Source organism: Luteimonas rhizosphaerae (assembly GCF_002849595.1).
GTDB lineage: Bacteria > Pseudomonadota > Gammaproteobacteria > Xanthomonadales > Xanthomonadaceae > Luteimonas > Luteimonas cellulosilyticus.
In genome coordinates, this window is the sequence record NZ_NRQR01000005.1 from 140,252 (window position 1) to 156,043 (window position 15,792).

Consider the following 15,792-nt stretch of genomic DNA (forward strand, 5'->3'; position numbering starts at 1 on the left):
GACCACGGTGTCGCGGATCAGATCTTGCCGACGAGGTCGAGCGACGGGGCAAGGGTCTTCTCGCCTTCCTTCCACTTGGCCGGGCAGACCTCGTTCGGGTTGGCGGCGACGTACTGCGCGGCCTTGAGCTTGCGCAGGGTCTCGGTGACGTCACGGGCGATCGCGTTGTCGTGGATCTCGACGGTCTTGATCACGCCTTCGGGATTGATGACGAAGGTGCCGCGCAGCGCCAGACCTTCTTCGGCGATGTGTACACCGAACGCGTTGGTCAGCTGGTGGGTCGGATCGCCGACCAGCGGGAACTGCGCCTTGCCGACGGCCGGCGAGGTCTCGTGCCACACCTTGTGCGAGAAGTGCGTGTCGGTGGTGACGATGTAGACCTCGGCGCCGATCTTCTGGAACTCGGCGTAGTTGTCGGCTGCGTCCTCGACTTCGGTCGGGCAATTGAAGGTGAAGGCGGCGGGCATGAAGATCAGGACCGACCACTTGCCCTTCAGGCTCTCGTTGCTGACTTCGATGAACTCGCCGTTCTGGAATGCGGTGGTCTTGAACGGCTGCACTTCGGTGTTGATGAGGGACATGAAAACTCCTGGACATGACGGGAACGGTCGAGGGGGACCGCCGGGCCGGGTGATCGGCTGAGGACGAGATTAGGCCGGATCTATCGATATGTAAAATTGATAAGAAGAATTCTATCGATAGGTTCAGGCTATCAAACCGAATGATCTAGGGCCGCGAAACCGGTTTCAGGGCGGTCTTGCAAAGCCTGCTGCGCTGCAGCAATATCGGGTGCAAGGGAGGACGCTGGCGGTTCGCGACGTCCTCCACGCGGCCCAGGCCGCGACCGGGTTCCGTGTCCGTACCTCCCTCCCACACGTGTCACGGAATTTTTGAAGGCGGCTTCGGCCGCCTTCATTTTGTCTGCGGTTCCGGTTCGGTCGCGGCAGGGTCCGCGCCGACGAATCCGAGGACCGCGGGCAGCACGGCCGGCGCACGCGCGGGGTCGTAGAACGCGGCTGCGGTGATGAAGTGGTTGCCGTCCGGCAGGCGCAGCAGGTTGGATGCAATGCCGTTGCGACGCAGGGCAGCGTCCAGATCGACGCTGTTGCGCACGCCCACGGTCCGGTCCGCATCGCCGTGGATCAGCAGGAACGGCGGCTCGTCGCCATCGACGAACCGCAGCGCCATCGCGTCCGGCCATTGCTGGCGCGGGCCGAAGATCGCCTCCAGCTCGCCGCTGATGACGAAATCGTAGGGGCCCGACAGGCCGACCACGCCCGCGAGGTCGGTCGGCGCCATCCCGATCTCCCGCAGGTAACGCGGATCGGTCGCCAACAACGCGGCGATCTGCGCCCCGGCCGAATGCCCGGCCAGGAAGATGCGCTGCGGATCACCGCCATGGGTCGCGACGTGATCGCGTGTCCAGCGCACCGCGCCTGCCGCGTCGCCCATGAACGCCGGGAATCCGGCCGCAGGCCAGGTGCGGTAGTCGGCGACGACGGCGACGACACCATGCTTGGCCAGCTGGCTGCCGACGAAGCGGTACTGGCCGCGGGTGCCGTGCTGCCAGGCGCCGCCGTAGAAGAACACCACGACCGGCGCATCCGCCGCGGGTGCCTGCGGACGGTAGACATCGAGCGACAGCTGACGCGCCGGGTCGTAAACGGCGGTCGCGTCGGGCTGCGATGAATTGCGGTTGACGACGCCGAAGAAGGCGCTCTGGCAACCGGAGACGAGCAGCGCCAGCAGGGTGGCGAAGAGCAGGCGGAGAGAACGGCGCATGGGAAGCTCGCGTGGACGGGGAGGCACCATGCCGCGCACGGGCGCGGCTACGATGTGAAGTCATGGATACGTCGCCCCCCCCTTCGCTGGATGCGCTGCTGCGCGACGCCGGCACCCGGATCGATCCCGTTGACGCCCGCTGGCTGCTCGCGCATGCCGCGGGCGAAGGCCAGAGCTGGGTGTTCGCACACGCCGGCGATGCCGCATCGCCGACACTGGCGGCGCGGTTCCGTGCACTGGTCGAACGCCGCGTCGCCGGCGAACCGGTAGCCTATCTGACCGGCCGCCGCGGGTTCTGGTCGCTGGACCTCGCGGTCTCCGCCGACACGCTGATCCCGCGCCCCGAAACCGAACGGCTGGTCGAGCTGGTGCTGGCGCGCCTGCCGCGCGCACCGGGCGTCCGGTTCGCGGATCTCGGCACGGGCAGCGGCGCGATCGCACTGGCCGTCGCGCACGAGCGACGCGACGTCGCCGTCGTCGCGACCGATGCCAGCGCCGGCGCCCTCGACGTCGCCCGTACCAACGCGCAGGCCAACGATCTGGCGCATGTGGTGTTCCGTGCCGGCGACTGGTTCGCGCCGCTCGCCGGTGAACGCTTCGACGTCATCGCCAGCAATCCGCCCTACATCGCCGACGACGACGCGCACCTGCAGCAGGGCGATCTGCGCTTCGAACCGCCTTCGGCGCTGGCGTCGGGCGCCGATGGGCTCGATGCGATCCGCGTGCTCGTCGCCGGCGCGCCGGCGCATCTGACCCCTGGCGGCTGGCTGCTGCTCGAACACGGTTTCGCGCAGGGCGAGGCGATCCGCGCGCTGCTGCGTGCGCACGGTTTCGACGCGGTGGACACCGCACGCGATCTCGCGCAGCACGAGCGCGTCACCCTCGGTCGGATCTCTGCCGCGTCGGATGGGGCCTCGAAACCGGGCTGATAGAATGCCGCCTCGTCACTGACCGGATTCACGTGCATGCGACAGCTCTACCCTGCCATCGAACCCTTCGACACCGGGATGCTCGCCGTCGACGGTCGCCACACGCTCTACTACGAGCAGAGCGGCAATCCGAAGGGCAAGCCGGTGGTGCTGCTGCACGGTGGCCCGGGCGGCGGGTGCAGCCCGAAGATGCGCTGCTTCCACGACCCGTCCAAGTACCGGATCGTGCTGTTCGACCAGCGCGGCGCCGGCCGCTCCACGCCGCATGCCGATCTCGTCGACAACACCACCTGGGATCTGGTCGCCGACATCGAGACCCTGCGCGAGCATCTCGGCATCGAGCAGTGGCAGGTGTTCGGCGGCTCCTGGGGATCGACGCTGGCGCTGGCTTACGCGCAGACCCACGCGCGCCGCGTGACCGAACTGGTGCTCCGCGGCATCTTCATGCTGCGCCGCTGGGAGCTGGAATGGTTCTACCAGGACGGCGCGTCGCGGCTGTTCCCGGAAGCCTGGCAGCACTACGTCGCGGCGATTCCCGACGCCGAGCGCGGCGACCTGATCGCCGCCTTCCACGCGCGCCTGACCAGCGACGACGAAGCGACGCGGCTGGCCGCTGCGCGCGCCTGGAGCGTGTGGGAGGGCGCGACGAGCTTCCTGCACGTCGACGCCGATTTCGCCGACAGCCACGCCGATGCGCAATTCGCGCTCGCCTTCGCGCGGATCGAGAACCACTACTTCGTCAATGGCGGCTTCTTCGAAGTCGACGACCAGCTGCTGCGCGATGCCTATCGCATCGTCGACATTCCCGGCGTCATCGTCCACGGCCGCTACGACGTGGTGTGCCCGGTGCAGAACGCGTGGGACCTGCACCAGGCCTGGCCGAAGGCGCAGCTGGTGATCACGCCGGCTTCGGGCCACTCCGCATTCGAGGCGGAAAACATCGACGCGCTGGTGCGCGCCACCGACGCGTTCGCCTGAGTGCGACGAAGGACGACCCATGAGCGACGACGACACCCTCGTGGTCAAGGACAGCAACGGCGCCGTGCTCGCGGACGGTGACGCGGTCACGCTGATCAAGGACCTGAAAGTCAAAGGCACCAGCGTGACCCTCAAGCGCGGCACCCTGGTCCGCAACATCCGCCTGACCGACGATGCCGGCCTGATCGAGTGCAATGTCGACAAGGTCAAGGGTCTGGTGCTGCGGACCGAGTTCCTGAAGAAGGCCTAGCGGTCCGGCGTCGTCGCGCTGCAGGCGCGTACGGGCGCGCGACGGAGGCGTGGAATCAGCCCGCCGGCGATCCGTCCGGATTGTGGTCGACCATCCACAGCCCGGCCCACAGTTTCAGGTCGAGCTCGTAGCCCTCCGCGTGCTTGCGCATCAACCACGCGGGCGCGTCGCGGCGCGGCACCGCGTGGACCGTGATGTTCTCGTCGCCGACACCGCCACCGGTGCCCACGCGGGTCAGATCCAGCGCGCGGGCGAACGCGATGCGTTCGTTGCTCATGCCCGACGACGTCGGTCCGATCAGCAGCACGTCGACGCGGCCGGGCGACCAGCCGGTTTCCTCGATCAGCTCGCGCCGCGCGGCGTCTTCGAGCGAGTCCTCGTCGTGATCGTCGCCGACCAGGCCGGCGGGCATCTCGATGGTCTTCGCCCCCAGCGGCACCCGGAACTGCTCGACGAACAGCACCTCGTCGTCCGGCGTCACCGCGATGACGAGCACCGCCAGACCGTCGCGGCCGTGGGTGCGCTCGCACGACTCCCATTTGCCACGGCGCACCAGCCGCAGCCAGTCACCCTGATGCAGGATCTCGGCATCCTGCGCATTGTCGGAATTGGTCATGCCGCGATGCTAACGCCGGTGCGTGACGAATGCGGCGACGACGCGGCCTCAGAACGGCGCGTACGGCAACCCGGCCGCGGCGTGCAGGCGGCGCCGGGTCAGCGGCCCGAAGCGCAGCGCGTCGCACAGCGCCAGCAACGCCTCGCCATCGCCGCTGCGCCGCGCGAATCCCTGCGCCGCGTCGCCGAGTGGCGCATCGCAGGCGATGGTCGTCAGCTGCCGGAACAGCAGTGCGGCGTCGCGATGCAGCTTCAGCCGGGCGCCGGCCTGGCCGGCGCCGCGGAAGCGCAGGAACTGGATCTCGTCGACGCGCGCGATCAATGCGTCGAGCGTTCCGAAGTGATGCAGCAGGCTCGCCGCCGTCTTGCTGCCGATGCCGGGCACGCCGGGGATGTTGTCGACCGCATCGCCGCACAACGCGAGGTAGTCCGCCATCTGGTGCGCCTCGACGCCGTGCCGAGCGCGGACGCCGTCCGCGCGCCAGCGCACGCCGCGGGCGAAATCCCATTGCTCGTCCTGGTCCTGCAGCAGTTGCGACAGGTCCTTGTCGGCCGACACGATGACGCCGCGGTGTCCGCGCGCGCGACCGGCGTGCAGGGCGCTGCCGATCAGATCGTCCGCCTCGTATTCGGTGTCGGCGAGGACGATCAGGCCCATCGCGCGGCACAGCGCCTTGCAGTGCGCGAACTGCCGGCGCAACGCATCCGGCGCCGGCGGCCGGTTCGCCTTGTAGGCCGGGTAGAGCCGGTTGCGGAAGCAGCTGTCCAGCGCCTCGTCGAAGGCGATCGCGATGTGGCCGGGCCGCTCGCGCTCGATGAGCTCGGCGATGAAACGGGCGAAGCCGTGCACCGCACTGGTCGGCCACCCGTCCGCATCCTGGAACTCGTCGGGCATCGAATGCCACGCGCGGAACACGTAGAGGCTGGCGTCGACGAGGACCAGCGGCGGCGCCGGCGCCCGCGCCGGACTGCCCGCGGCCTGGGCGCTCATGTGCCGGTCCAGTCGGTCAGCAGCGCGCTCGGATCGGGACGGTCGCGCTCGGGGGGCGTCACCTGCGGCGTGCCCAGATGGATGAAGCCGGCGATGCGTTCCTGGGCGCCGACGCCGAGCGCGGCGCGGATGGTCGCGTCGTAGGCCTGCCAGGCGGTCAGCCACACGCCGCCGAAGCCGAGTGCCTGCGCGGCCTGCAGCAGCGCGAAGCACACGCAGCCCGCCGTCAGCAGGCGTTCCTGTTCCGGAATCTTGGCGTCGTCCCCGTCGAGCACCGCGACGACCGCGACGACCACCGGCGCCTGCGAGAACCGCTGCCGCGCCTTGTCGCGCGCACCGTCGCCGACGTCGGGTTCGCGCTCCAGCAGGCGGGCCTCGCTGAGGGCGCCCAGCCGGTCGCGCGCCGCGCCGGCAATGCGGATGAACCGGAACGGCACCCGCTTGCCATGGTCGGGGACGCGCGAGGCGGTGCGGAGCATGCGCAGCAGCGTCGCGTCGTCGGGCCCGGGCGCACCGAGCTGGGAGGCCGGCACGGAACGGCGCCCATCGAGCGCCGCGAGGCCTTCATAGTGATGAATTGGGAGTCTGGTCACAGTCCTGCTACACGGCTTACGGAATCTTATGCACGGGGCAGTCTGCCCCGTTCCCCCGAATTCCTCCACATGACGCACAACGACGACATCGGCGTGTCTCCCGGTTCGCACCCGACGCATGCGCGAGGCGCCGAGCGCGTGCTCGAGACGCTGCGCCACGACGCGGTCACCGCGCTGGGTGGGGTGCTGTCGGGATTCTGGAGCTCGATCGAAGAGCAGGTCCGCCTGGCCGCGCTGGCCGGGCACGACTACATGGCGGCCCAGGAAGACCGGGTCGCGGTGATCGATCTGAGCCACCGCGCGCTGGAACTGGCGACCCGATTCCGCAAGTCGATCGAAGCCGAATTCGACCGCTGGCTGGCCGACAGCAGCGAGCGCGAGGTCCGCGCATCGCTGAGCCTGATGTCCGAGGGTGAGCTGGAGGTCCATCTGGCGGCCCAGCAGATCGTGGAACTGATGGATCACCAGTTCCTGCATCCCCTGGCCGCACTCGATGAACGGCTGCTCGCGCTTGCCGGTCGGCTGGGCATTCGCGGCGCGCACGCCAACCCGCTGCGGCCGGAGGTTCCGGTCATGGCGTTCATGCGCCTGTTCGAGCCCGACGAGCTGCCCCCCGGTCTGCGTACCACCGTCTTCCAGCAGTTCGACAAGCGCCTGCCGGCGATCCTCGGCGAGCTCTACGCCAAGACCAACGCCTCGCTCGATGCCGCGGCGATCGGCGCGTCGTCGAAGCCCGCACCCGCGCGTGCCCAACCGGTGCACCGCGGCGCAGCACGCGTTGCCGACAATGCGGCGGCGCCGAGCGCGTCCGTCGACGGCGGCAATGACACCTGGATGCCCGATGGTGGCGTCGTCGCACATGCGCCCGCCGCCGGCGCCGATGGCGGGCGCGACGGATCGTCCGGGCACGTGCCCTACGGCCCGTTGTCGTCCGGGCTGATGCAGGTATTGGCCGCGCACGGACAGGGCGCGACCGAGACCGCGCCCATCCATGCCTATCGCGACATCGTCCGCGAGCAGCTGCACAGCTGGCGCGAGCGCCGCGACGCCGGTCAGGCCGCTGCCACCGAGGCAGCCGCCGGTGCAGATACCGCCAGCGCCGCCGGCGAGGGTGGCAACGTCCTGAGCGTCTCGCAGCTGCTCAGCGTGACGACGATGCTGCAGAACGACGACCCGGCGCCCTATGCGCGCGCGCTGGTCGGCGAAGACCGCCGCGAACTGGCCGACGTGATCCGCGACCAGTTGCTGCGCGGCCTGCGCGAGCTCGGCGTGGATCCGGCGCGTACGCCGCTGAGCCGTAACGACGAGGACGCGATCGATCTCGTCGGCATCCTGTTCCAGGCGCTGTTCGACGCGAACGACCTGTTGCAGCAGGCGCGCGACATCTACGGGCGCCTCGTCGTGCCGTATCTGAAGGTCGCGCTGACCGACGATTCGATGTTCAACCAGCGCGCGCATCCGGCCCGCAAGCTGCTGGACGCGGTCACGGAGGCCTGCGACGGCAATGCCGGCGACACGCCGCAGGACCGCGACACGCTCGATCACGCCAGCCGCATCGTCGATCGCGTGGTCGAGGAATACCAGAGCGACCAGGCCGTCTTCGACCTGGCCGCGTCCGAGTTGCGCCAGCGCCTCGACCAGCAGCGTCGTCGCGCCGACGTGGCCGAGCGCCGCGCCGCGGAAGCGATCCACGGGCGCGAGCGCCTCCAGCAGGCCCGCCGCAGCGCCGACGGCCTGGTGGGGTCGCGCATGCAGGACAGGCCGCTGACCTCCGCGGTCGCCGGCTTCCTCGACCGGCACTGGCGCCATCATTTGACCCAGACCTGGCTGCGCGACGGGCCCGATTCCGCACGTCACCTCGCGGCGATCGGTGTCGGCGACGCGATGCTGCAGGTCGACGCGGATGCGGCGCTGGCACGCGGCGGCGCCGTCGCCGACGAGCTGCTCGCGCTGCAGGTCCCGCTCGGCGAGTGCTACACGAGCTGCGGCCTCGATGCGAACGCGGCGCGCGATGCGCTGGCGCGGATCATCTCCGCACTGGCGATGCCCGATACGCCGCGCAAGGTGCACGTGCCGCAGCTGACCGAGGACGCCGTCGACGACGAGGTCACGCCCGTGCTGCAGGTCGCCGGCGGCACCGGCGCACTGGACTTCGACCCGACGATCGCCGCGCGCATGCGGCAGCTGCGCGTCGGGCAGGGCCTGCGTCTGGTCGACGAACACGGCCGCGAATCGGCGGCCCGCGTCGCGTGGATCAGCCCCCTGACGGCGCGGCTCCTGATCGTCAACCGGCGCGGTGTCCGCAAGATGGTCGTCTCGCCCGAGGAGCTGGCGGCACTGGTCGGCAACGGACGGGTGGAAATCCGCGCCGTCGACGCGCCGTTCGACGAAGCGATGAAGCAGGTGTGGCAGCAGCTCAACGCCGCCAACGATCCGGCGCCGCTCCGCGACGTCGCCGGCTGAGTCCTCGGCGACGGTCGCCCGCGAGTCCGCGTCCGGCAAGACTCGTCGTGACCGCATGCGGTATTGTCCCGCGAACTTTACTGGTGCGGGGTGGGCGCGATGCCCGAAGTGCAGACATTCGATGGATCTGGCGGCAGCCCGCGCAGTGACGCGGGCCCGGCGCAGGTCGTCGACATGCTGCGCCGGGAAGCCGTGGCCCGTCTGGTGCCCTTGCTTGGCGAAACGCTGCGCGGTGAACGCGCGCGCCTGACGGCGCTGCAGACCGGTGGCCAGCCGCCGGAAGGCACAGGCGAGTCGCTGACCAATCTGACGATCCTCGCTGCCGAACTGATCGAACACGAGCAGCGCTGGCAGAAATCGCTCGGCGAGATCTTCGCCGCATGGCCGCATGCGCCAGTGGCCCGTGCGCAGACCGGTTACTCGCTTGTGTCCGATGTCGAGCTGCAGGCCCAGCTGATCGGACAGCCCGTCGCCGAGGCGCTGGACAAGCGGTTCGCCTATGTCCGCGACATCATCGACAAACGCTTGTGGTCCCTGGCGGCGCAGCTGGGCTTCGCGCAGCGCCCGACCAATCCGCTGGCCGCGCATCATCTCGTCGATGCCTTCCTCGCAGCGTTCACCGTGCAGGATTGCAGTCCGGATCTGCGGCGTGCGCTGCTGCGCCGCTACGAGCTGCTGCTCGAGACGCATCTCGGCACCCTGTACGAGTGGTGCAATGCGCGGCTGGCCGATACCGGCCATGCGATGGCGAGCAGCAACGATCACGTCTCGCTGGTCGCCAGCGGCCACGGCCAGGTCTGGGAGCGCGGCAACGCGATCGCGCCGTCCGGCGCGTCGTGGCAGCGCAGTATGACGGGCGGTGCGCCTGCCGGCGACGGGCCACGCGGGGCGTTGCTGCGCACGCATGCACGGCGCGTGCGCGCGACGGCGCAGGGCGACCGGGTCGCGCCCGCGCGGCTGTTCCGCCAGGAAGAATTCATGTCGACGCTCGGACTGCTGCAGGCCGATCGTCGCCTGCCCGGACCCGGCGCGCGCCACGGCTCGCGCATGCGCGCCGGGCTGTATGCCGGCGCCAGCCAGCTCGGCATCGAGCAGCGCGATGTCGGCCTGACACCGGACCAGGACGACGCGATCGATCTGGTCGGCCGCCTGTTCGACGCGCTCGCGGCCGGGCATCTGCTGACCGACTCTGCGCAGCAGCGCCTCGCGATCATGACCTTGCCCTATCTCTACCTCGCGCTCGACGATCCGCGCCTGTTCGACGACCCGCCGCCGCCGGCGATGGCGTTGCTCGGCCAGCTGCTGACGCTGTGGGACGGTGCCGCCGAGGAGGACGAGCTGCACGTCCTCGGCGACCGGATCGCCGACGCCGTCGTGGCCGCTGCGCATGGCGACACGGCGGTGTTCGCCCGCGGGCTCGCGCAGATCGACGCCGGGCTCGCACCGGCGCGACGGCGCGCGGAGGCGAACGAACGCCGCACCTGGCAGGCGATCCGTGGGCGTGAACGCCTCGGTGCCGCGCGGCGCGATGCCGACGCGGCCTTGCGCGCGTGCCTCGATGGCCGGCCGGTCACCGGGGCGGTGGCCAGCTTTCTCGATGCGCAGTGGCGCCAGGCGCTGGTCCAGACCTGGCTGCGCGACGGACCGGACTCGCCGCGTTACGAGGAGATCCGCGGGCTCGGCGATGCGCTGGTCGGCACCGACAGCCTGGCGGCGGGCGCGGCCGGTACGGAGGTCGCCGACCGCCTGCTGGCGATCCTGCCGGCGCTGCGCACCTGTTGCCAGCAGTGCGGTCTGGACGAGACGACGCTCGAACAGCAGATCGCGGGGCTGGTCGCCGAACTCGCGAGTCCGACGTCGACGCGCCGGATCAGCGAAGTCATCGCCCTCGCAGGCGACGACGACGTGGCGGAGGATGCGCCGGTGCTCGATGCGGCCGCGGACGCGCGCGGCGCCGACACGCCCGAAATCGTGGAAGGGCAGCGTTTCATCCAGCCCGGCGTCGACGGGCCGGGCCGCCAGTTGCGCCTGGCCTGGTGCAGTCCGCTGACCGGCGCCTGTCTCCTGGTCAATGCCTCGGGGACCAAAGAGCGTCTACTCGCGCCCTCGGCACTGCGCGCGATGATCCGCGACGGCAGTCTGCAGCCGCGTCCGGGCGGCGGCGCGGTCGGCGCCGCGTTGCAGGACATGGCCCGACACGCGCGGTCGTCCGGCTGATCCGCGCTAGGATTGCTCCGGCTGGCACAAGGAGCACCGGGTGGCCGTGATCATTGGAGTGGCGCGTGAGACCGCGGCCGGCGAACGCCGGGTCGCGATGACGCCGGAGACCTGCCGCAAGTTCATCGCCGCTGGCGCCCGCGTGCAGCTGCAACGCGGCTGCGGCACGGGTGCCGGTTTCCCGGATGCGGCATACGTAGAGGCGGGCGGCGCCCTGGTCGACGACGCCGAGGCCGCGCTGGCGCAGGCCGATGTGGTGCTGTGCGTGCAGTCGCCGCCGGCCGGCACCCTGCGCGCGCTCAAGCACGGCGCGATCGTCGTCGGCGCGCTGCAGCCGGAAGCCGAGGCCGGGCGCGCCGATGCGATACGGGCGGCGGGGCTGGTCGCGTTCCCGCTCGAACGCCTGCCGCGCACGACACGCGCGCAGGCCATGGACATCCTCAGCTCGCAGGCCGGCATGGCCGGCTACAAGGCGGTGCTGATCGCCGCCCAGCTCGCGCCACGCTTCTTTCCCATGCTGACGACGGCGGCGGGCACCATCCGGCCCTCGAAAGTGCTGATCGTCGGCGCCGGTGTCGCGGGCCTCCAGGCGATCGCGACCGCGCGCCGCCTCGGCGCGCAGGTCGAAGGCTTCGACGTGCGGCCGGAAACGCGCGAGCAGATCGAATCGCTCGGCGCGCGCTTTCTGGATCTCGGGGTCAGCGCCGCAGGCGAGGGCGGCTACGCGCGCCAGCTGACCGACGACGAGCGTGCCCTGCAGCAGCAGCGGCTCGCCGAGCATCTGAAGGGCATCGACGTCGTGGTCTGCACGGCCGCGGTTCCAGGAAGGCCCGCGCCGAAGATCATCAGTGCCGACATGGTCGCCGGCATGAAGGCGGGCAGCGTGATCGTCGACCTCGCGGCCGAAACCGGTGGCAACTGCGTCGCCACCCGCCCGGGCGAAACGCTGGACCTGGACGGGGTGACCGTCGCCGGTCCACTCGATCTCGCGAGCCAGGGTGCGCTGCACGCCAGCGAGATGTACGCGCGCAACCTCTACAACTTCGCGCAGCTGCTGCTGGTCCAGGGCGCGTTGGCGCTGGACTGGAGCGACGAGCTCCTGGCCAGGACCGTCTGGCCGCCGCGCGAGGCGACGGCCTGAGCCTCAGGGCGTGCGGTCGCGCGAGGGCGCAGGCGGCGGATTGTCCGCCGCCCACTGCCGGCGCTGTTCCGGCGTCATGCCGCGCCAACGCTCGCGCAATGCGGCGCGGTCGGTGTCCGACAGGGTCTTGAGCTTTTCGTAGAGCGCGCGCGCTTCATGCCGCTGTTCGGGCGGCAGGTTCTTCCAGCGGTGCATGCCGTGGCGCGCATTGACGCGTTGCTCGGGCGTCATCGCCGCCCAGCGCCGCGCGTGATCGAGCATCTTCGCCCGGCCTTCGGCATCGCTGTTGTTGAAACGCTCGCGGACCGGCGCGACCAGCTGTGCACGCTGGGCGGCATCGAGCTGGTCCCACGCGGGCAAGGGCGCCGTCGTCGCAGCGGGCGGTCCGGCGTGGGCGGCCGTCGCCATCGTCAGCACGGCCGCGAGCAGCAACGGGCGGGAGAAGAAGCAGGGCATGGACATGGATTACTCCGCGGCGAGCAGGGTGGCTTCGTTCGCAGCCAGCCACAGGTAGAAGTCGGGGGATTCGTCGTAGGCCGCCACGGCGTCGTCGACCGCATCGGCGGTGTCGATGTTGTCCTGGGCGATGACCACGCTCGGTTCGTGCGGCGCCGCTGCCTGTTCGGCCGGCATCGTGAACTGCAGTCCGACGGCGAGTGCACACACCGCTGCGACGCTGGCCGCCAATGGCAGGCCCCAGCCGCGCCGGCGCGTGGACGACTGCAGCGCCGCATGGCGACGCTGGTGCAGGCGCGCGGTCGTGGCGCCGGACAGATGCGTCTGGGCGTCGTGGTAGAGCGTGCGAAGCGTGGCGTCGGACGCGGCGTCCGGGTCCAGCGATGGATCGTGGTGCGGATTCACCGGAAGTCCTCCAGTTGGGTCTGCAGCGCCTCGCGGGCGCGGAACAGATGGGTTTTCACCGAGCCCGCGCTGCATCCCATGATGCGCGCGGTGGTCTCGACATCGAATTCCTCGAGCACGCGCAGCGTGAATGCCTCGCGCTGGCGACGCGGCAGTGCGCGCAGGGCGTCCGCGATCCGGCTCCATGCCTCGCGCCCGTCATGGTGACGGGACGGATCCGGACCGGTGTCGGTCCAGTCGATGTCCTCACCATCCGACGTCGTGGTATCGCCGAGCCAGCTCAGACGGAACTTGCGCCGACGCTGCACGTCGATGATCCGGCTGCGCAGCACGGTCCAGAACAGCGGCGTCCATTCCGTCGCGGGGCGGTCGCGATACCCCAGCATCTTGATCATCGAATCCTGCACCGCGTCGAGTGCGTCGTCGCGATGGCGCAGGCCGAGCTCGGCGAAGCGGAAGGCGCGTCGCTCGACGCTGCCCAGAAACGCTTCGAGGGTCTCCGGCGCCGTCGGCGCAGGATCGCCCGGGACGGCGCGGGGTGTTGGCATCGGCAGGTTCACGGCCGCCAGCCTACCGTGCGCGCGCATCGGCGCGGGCATGGGGTCGACATGTCGGGGAAGGCTGCCATCCATCGGGAATCGTTGTCGCCAGCGCGGGAATGCAGGGGTCAACGCGCCGTCCCTGCTGCGGTTGACACACCCGGGCGACCCGGCGCCACGCGCTGGCGTCGCGTTCACCGATGGTTATGATGCGGATTCACGGGGCGGGAAGGGGTAGGCGATGCTCGACGGGTTCGTGGCGCTGTACATCTTCATGCTGGCGGCGATCGCCGGCCACGTGATCATCTCCCGCGTGCCGGTGATCCTGCACACCCCGCTGATGTCGGGCTCCAACTTCATCCACGGCATCGTGCTGATCGGCGCGATGGTGGTGCTGGGCCACGCCGAGACCACGCTGGAAAAGGTCATCGGCTTCGTCGCCGTGCTGATGGGGGCCGGCAACGCGGCCGGCGGCTACGTGGTGACCGAGCGGATGCTGGAGATGTTCCGCTCGTCGAAGAAGCCGGAGGCCGGCCGATGAGTGCCGCGCGACGCGCGGGGCCCAGCGCGCGCGATGTGTTCCAAATACTGAGCTATCTGCAGTACCCGATGATGCTGATCGCCGTGGGCTATGCGGTCCGCTCGGTCGTTGCGATTCTGTCCAACCCGGGAGGCGGGGTGTCGCTCGCCTATGGCGACTGGAACCACGTCCTGCTGTATGCAGGGATCGGCATCGGCCTGTCCTCGTTGCAGGATCCGTCCAGGACCCAGAACGACCTGTCGCGCAAGGTCTGGCAGAACCCGGTGATGGGCCGGTGGATGCTGGTCGTGCTAGCGGCGTACACGTTCGGTGCGATGACGGCCGGCCTGGCCGGGGCGTATCTGGCTGGAACGAGTGTGGTGCACCAGCTGTCGCTAGGCCTGCTGGCGCTGGGCCTGGGCCTGCTGGGAATGCTGAAGACCGCGATCGAGATGCGCGAGCACCATCGGCTCGACCGGCATCCGGGACTGGCGCTGGGAGACCGCGCATGAGCGGCCTCGAGGTGCTCGATCTCCTGGTCAAGACCAGCTATCTGGTCGCCGCCACGCTGTTCCTCCTGGGCCTGCAGCGCATGGCGTCGCCGAAGACCGCACGCAGCGGGATCCGCTGGGCCGGGCTGGGCATGGTCATCGCCACCTTCGCGACGTTTTTCCTCCCGGACCTGCACAACATTCCGTTGATCCTCGCCGCGACCGCGATCGGCACGACGATCGCGTGGATCTCCGGCAAGAAGGTCGCGATCACCGACATGCCGCAGATGGTCGCGCTGTACAACGGCCTCGGTGGCGGGTCGGCGGCGGCGATCGGTGCGGTCGAACTGCTGCGCTGGTCGCAGCAGGGCGCCGCCCCTGGCCGCGTGCCACTGGTGCTGGCGCTGCTGGGGGCGCTGATCGGCGCGGTGGCGCTGTCGGGGTCGGTCATCGCCTGGGCCAAGCTCGACGGGCGCATGGACAAGCGCTACACGTTCCCGGGGCAGCAGGTCTTCAATTTCGCGGTATTCGCCGCGGCGATCGCGCTCGGCGGCTGGGTGCTCCATGCGCTGGGCGTCCCGGCGATCGTCGCGTTCTTCGTCGCCGCGCTGGCGCTGGGCGTCCTGATGACGCTGCCGATCGGCGGCGCCGACATGCCGGTCGTGATCTCGCTGTACAACGCGCTGACCGGTCTGGCCGTCGCGTTCGAAGGCTACGTGCTCGGCAACGAAGCGTTGATCATCGCCGGCATGATGGTCGGCGCGGCCGGCATCCTGCTGACGCGGCTGATGGCCAAGGCGATGAACCGCTCGATCGTCAGCGTGCTGTTCTCGAACTTCGGCGGCGCGTCGGGGGAGGCGCAGGCGATCACCGGCGCGCAGACACCGATCGAAGCCGGCGACGTGGCCGCGATGATGGCCTTCGCCGAGCGCGTGGTCATCGTGCCAGGCTACGGCATGGCCGTCGCGCAGGCGCAGCACAAGATCTGGGAGCTGGCCCAGCGCCTGGCCGAACGCGGGGTCAAGGTGAAGTTCGCGATCCATCCGGTCGCCGGCCGCATGCCCGGGCACATGAACGTGCTTTTGGCCGAAGCGGGCGTGCCCTACGACCTGATCGCCGACATGGACGACATCAACCCCGAGTTCGCCAACACCGACGTGTCGCTGGTGATCGGCGCCAACGACGTGGTCAATCCGGTCGCGAAGACCGATCCGGCGAGCCCGATCTACGGCATGCCCATTCTCGACGTCGTCGACTCGAAGCACACGATCGTGATCAAGCGCGGCAAGGGCACAGGCTTCGCCGGCATCGAGAATGCGCTGTTCTATGCCGACAACACACGCATGCTCTACGGCGACGGTGCGGAGGTGGCGGGCGCGCTGGTCAGCGAACTCAAGGCGCTCGACGGCGGGCACTGAGCGT

At 70.0% G+C, this 15,792-nt stretch carries 16 protein-coding genes and 1 pseudogene; 9 read left to right on the forward strand and 8 right to left on the reverse strand.

All coding sequences use genetic code 11. The features are described from left to right. Positions 1–17: 17 nt before the first annotated feature. Together ahpC and CJ022_RS02970 are read right to left on the reverse strand one after the other, a co-directional pair. Positions 18–581, reverse strand: a complete 564-nt coding sequence (gene ahpC, locus CJ022_RS02965) for an alkyl hydroperoxide reductase subunit C (protein WP_101925207.1) — start codon at positions 579–581, stop codon at positions 18–20. A gap of 331 nt (positions 582–912) precedes the next feature. Further along, the gene (locus CJ022_RS02970) at positions 913–1,782 is read right to left on the reverse strand and encodes an alpha/beta hydrolase (RefSeq protein WP_158238332.1); all 870 of its coding nucleotides are present in this window, start codon (positions 1,780–1,782) and stop codon (positions 913–915) included. A gap of 62 nt (positions 1,783–1,844) precedes the next feature. On the opposite strand from CJ022_RS02970, the gene prmC reads away from it, so the two are divergent. The 3 genes and pseudogenes from prmC to CJ022_RS02985 form a co-directional block, all read left to right on the forward strand. Then, complete coding sequence (prmC, locus tag CJ022_RS02975; protein ID WP_101925209.1) at positions 1,845–2,711, forward strand: peptide chain release factor N(5)-glutamine methyltransferase; 867 nt, start codon at positions 1,845–1,847, stop codon at positions 2,709–2,711. Positions 2,712–2,747: 36 nt separating this feature from the next. Beyond that, positions 2,748–3,689, forward strand: coding sequence for a prolyl aminopeptidase (pip, locus tag CJ022_RS02980; RefSeq protein ID WP_101925210.1), 942 nt, complete (start codon positions 2,748–2,750; stop codon positions 3,687–3,689). A gap of 31 nt (positions 3,690–3,720) precedes the next feature. Beyond that, positions 3,721–3,939: pseudogene (locus tag CJ022_RS02985) on the forward strand (alkylphosphonate utilization protein); the annotation flags it as partial. Positions 3,940–3,994: 55 nt separating this feature from the next. On the opposite strand, the gene CJ022_RS02990 reads toward CJ022_RS02985, so the two are convergent. The 3 genes from CJ022_RS02990 to CJ022_RS16660 are packed head-to-tail and all read right to left on the reverse strand — an operon-like array spanning position 3,995 to position 6,123. Then, positions 3,995–4,555, reverse strand: coding sequence for an NUDIX hydrolase (locus CJ022_RS02990; protein ID WP_101925212.1), 561 nt, complete (start codon positions 4,553–4,555; stop codon positions 3,995–3,997). Between the two features lie 48 nt (positions 4,556–4,603). Further along, positions 4,604–5,545 carry a 5'-3' exonuclease gene (locus CJ022_RS02995; protein WP_101925213.1) on the reverse strand — a complete coding sequence of 314 codons (942 nt, stop codon included), beginning with the start codon at positions 5,543–5,545 and terminating at the stop codon, positions 4,604–4,606. Beyond that, entirely contained in the window at positions 5,542–6,123 is a 582-nt protein-coding gene (locus CJ022_RS16660; RefSeq protein WP_233198576.1) for a nitroreductase family protein, read from the reverse strand. The genes CJ022_RS02995 and CJ022_RS16660 overlap by 4 nt, the downstream gene beginning before the upstream one ends. Before the next feature lie 84 nt (positions 6,124–6,207). Here CJ022_RS16660 and CJ022_RS03000 point away from each other — a divergent pair, with 84 nt between their 5' ends. The 3 genes from CJ022_RS03000 to CJ022_RS03010 all read left to right on the forward strand — a co-directional run bounded on the left by CJ022_RS03000 (position 6,208) and on the right by CJ022_RS03010 (position 11,959). Further along, positions 6,208–8,601: a DUF1631 family protein gene (locus CJ022_RS03000; RefSeq protein ID WP_233198571.1), complete on the forward strand. Its 2,394-nt coding sequence runs from the start codon at positions 6,208–6,210 to the stop codon at positions 8,599–8,601. A gap of 63 nt (positions 8,602–8,664) precedes the next feature. Continuing rightward, a complete protein-coding gene (locus CJ022_RS03005; RefSeq protein ID WP_143703865.1) occupies positions 8,665–10,818 on the forward strand; it encodes a DUF1631 family protein in 2,154 nt (717 codons plus the stop codon). Between the two features lie 40 nt (positions 10,819–10,858). Further along, positions 10,859–11,959, forward strand: coding sequence for an NAD(P) transhydrogenase subunit alpha (locus tag CJ022_RS03010; protein ID WP_101925216.1), 1,101 nt, complete (start codon positions 10,859–10,861; stop codon positions 11,957–11,959). Positions 11,960–11,962: 3 nt separating this feature from the next. On the opposite strand, the gene CJ022_RS03015 is transcribed toward CJ022_RS03010, so the two are convergent. The 3 genes from CJ022_RS03015 to CJ022_RS03025 are packed head-to-tail and all read right to left on the reverse strand — an operon-like array spanning position 11,963 to position 13,368. Beyond that, positions 11,963–12,421 (reverse strand): DUF3106 domain-containing protein, encoded by a 459-nt coding sequence (locus tag CJ022_RS03015; RefSeq protein WP_233198572.1) that lies wholly within the window; start codon positions 12,419–12,421, stop codon positions 11,963–11,965. Positions 12,422–12,424: 3 nt separating this feature from the next. After that, positions 12,425–12,820, reverse strand: a complete 396-nt coding sequence (locus tag CJ022_RS03020) for a hypothetical protein (RefSeq protein WP_233198573.1) — start codon at positions 12,818–12,820, stop codon at positions 12,425–12,427. Next, positions 12,817–13,368 (reverse strand): RNA polymerase sigma factor, encoded by a 552-nt coding sequence (locus tag CJ022_RS03025; protein WP_101925258.1) that lies wholly within the window; start codon positions 13,366–13,368, stop codon positions 12,817–12,819. Before CJ022_RS03025 ends, CJ022_RS03020 begins: the two co-directional genes overlap by 4 nt. Positions 13,369–13,600: 232 nt before the next feature. Between CJ022_RS03025 and CJ022_RS03030 the strand changes: the two genes are divergently transcribed. From CJ022_RS03030 to CJ022_RS03040, 3 genes are read left to right on the forward strand one after another with little or no spacing between them, the layout of a single operon-like run. Next, positions 13,601–13,900, forward strand: a complete 300-nt coding sequence (locus CJ022_RS03030) for an NAD(P) transhydrogenase subunit alpha part 2 (protein ID WP_101925218.1) — start codon at positions 13,601–13,603, stop codon at positions 13,898–13,900. Continuing rightward, the gene (locus CJ022_RS03035) at positions 13,897–14,391 is read left to right on the forward strand and encodes a hypothetical protein (RefSeq protein WP_143703866.1); all 495 of its coding nucleotides are present in this window, start codon (positions 13,897–13,899) and stop codon (positions 14,389–14,391) included. Before CJ022_RS03030 ends, CJ022_RS03035 begins: the two co-directional genes overlap by 4 nt. Further along, positions 14,388–15,788, forward strand: a complete 1,401-nt coding sequence (locus CJ022_RS03040) for an NAD(P)(+) transhydrogenase (Re/Si-specific) subunit beta (protein ID WP_101925220.1) — start codon at positions 14,388–14,390, stop codon at positions 15,786–15,788. Before CJ022_RS03035 ends, CJ022_RS03040 begins: the two co-directional genes overlap by 4 nt. The last annotated feature ends 4 nt before the right edge of the window (positions 15,789–15,792 follow it).

What these genes read in the sequence shown, in the direction of transcription:
- ahpC (WP_101925207.1), bottom strand. Translation starts at nt 581, where the DNA reads ATGTCCCTCATCAACACCGAAGTGCAGCCGTTCAAGACCACCGCATTC.
- CJ022_RS02970 (WP_158238332.1), bottom strand. Translation starts at nt 1,782, where the DNA reads ATGCGCCGTTCTCTCCGCCTGCTCTTCGCCACCCTGCTGGCGCTGCTC.
- prmC (WP_101925209.1), top strand. Translation starts at nt 1,845, where the DNA reads ATGGATACGTCGCCCCCCCCTTCGCTGGATGCGCTGCTGCGCGACGCC.
- pip (WP_101925210.1), top strand. Translation starts at nt 2,748, where the DNA reads ATGCGACAGCTCTACCCTGCCATCGAACCCTTCGACACCGGGATGCTC.
- CJ022_RS02990 (WP_101925212.1), bottom strand. Translation starts at nt 4,555, where the DNA reads ATGACCAATTCCGACAATGCGCAGGATGCCGAGATCCTGCATCAGGGT.
- CJ022_RS02995 (WP_101925213.1), bottom strand. Translation starts at nt 5,545, where the DNA reads ATGAGCGCCCAGGCCGCGGGCAGTCCGGCGCGGGCGCCGGCGCCGCCG.
- CJ022_RS03000 (WP_233198571.1), top strand. Translation starts at nt 6,208, where the DNA reads ATGACGCACAACGACGACATCGGCGTGTCTCCCGGTTCGCACCCGACG.
- CJ022_RS03015 (WP_233198572.1), bottom strand. Translation starts at nt 12,421, where the DNA reads ATGTCCATGCCCTGCTTCTTCTCCCGCCCGTTGCTGCTCGCGGCCGTG.
- CJ022_RS03025 (WP_101925258.1), bottom strand. Translation starts at nt 13,368, where the DNA reads ATGCCAACACCCCGCGCCGTCCCGGGCGATCCTGCGCCGACGGCGCCG.
- CJ022_RS03030 (WP_101925218.1), top strand. Translation starts at nt 13,601, where the DNA reads ATGCTCGACGGGTTCGTGGCGCTGTACATCTTCATGCTGGCGGCGATC.
- CJ022_RS03035 (WP_143703866.1), top strand. Translation starts at nt 13,897, where the DNA reads ATGAGTGCCGCGCGACGCGCGGGGCCCAGCGCGCGCGATGTGTTCCAA.
- CJ022_RS03040 (WP_101925220.1), top strand. Translation starts at nt 14,388, where the DNA reads ATGAGCGGCCTCGAGGTGCTCGATCTCCTGGTCAAGACCAGCTATCTG.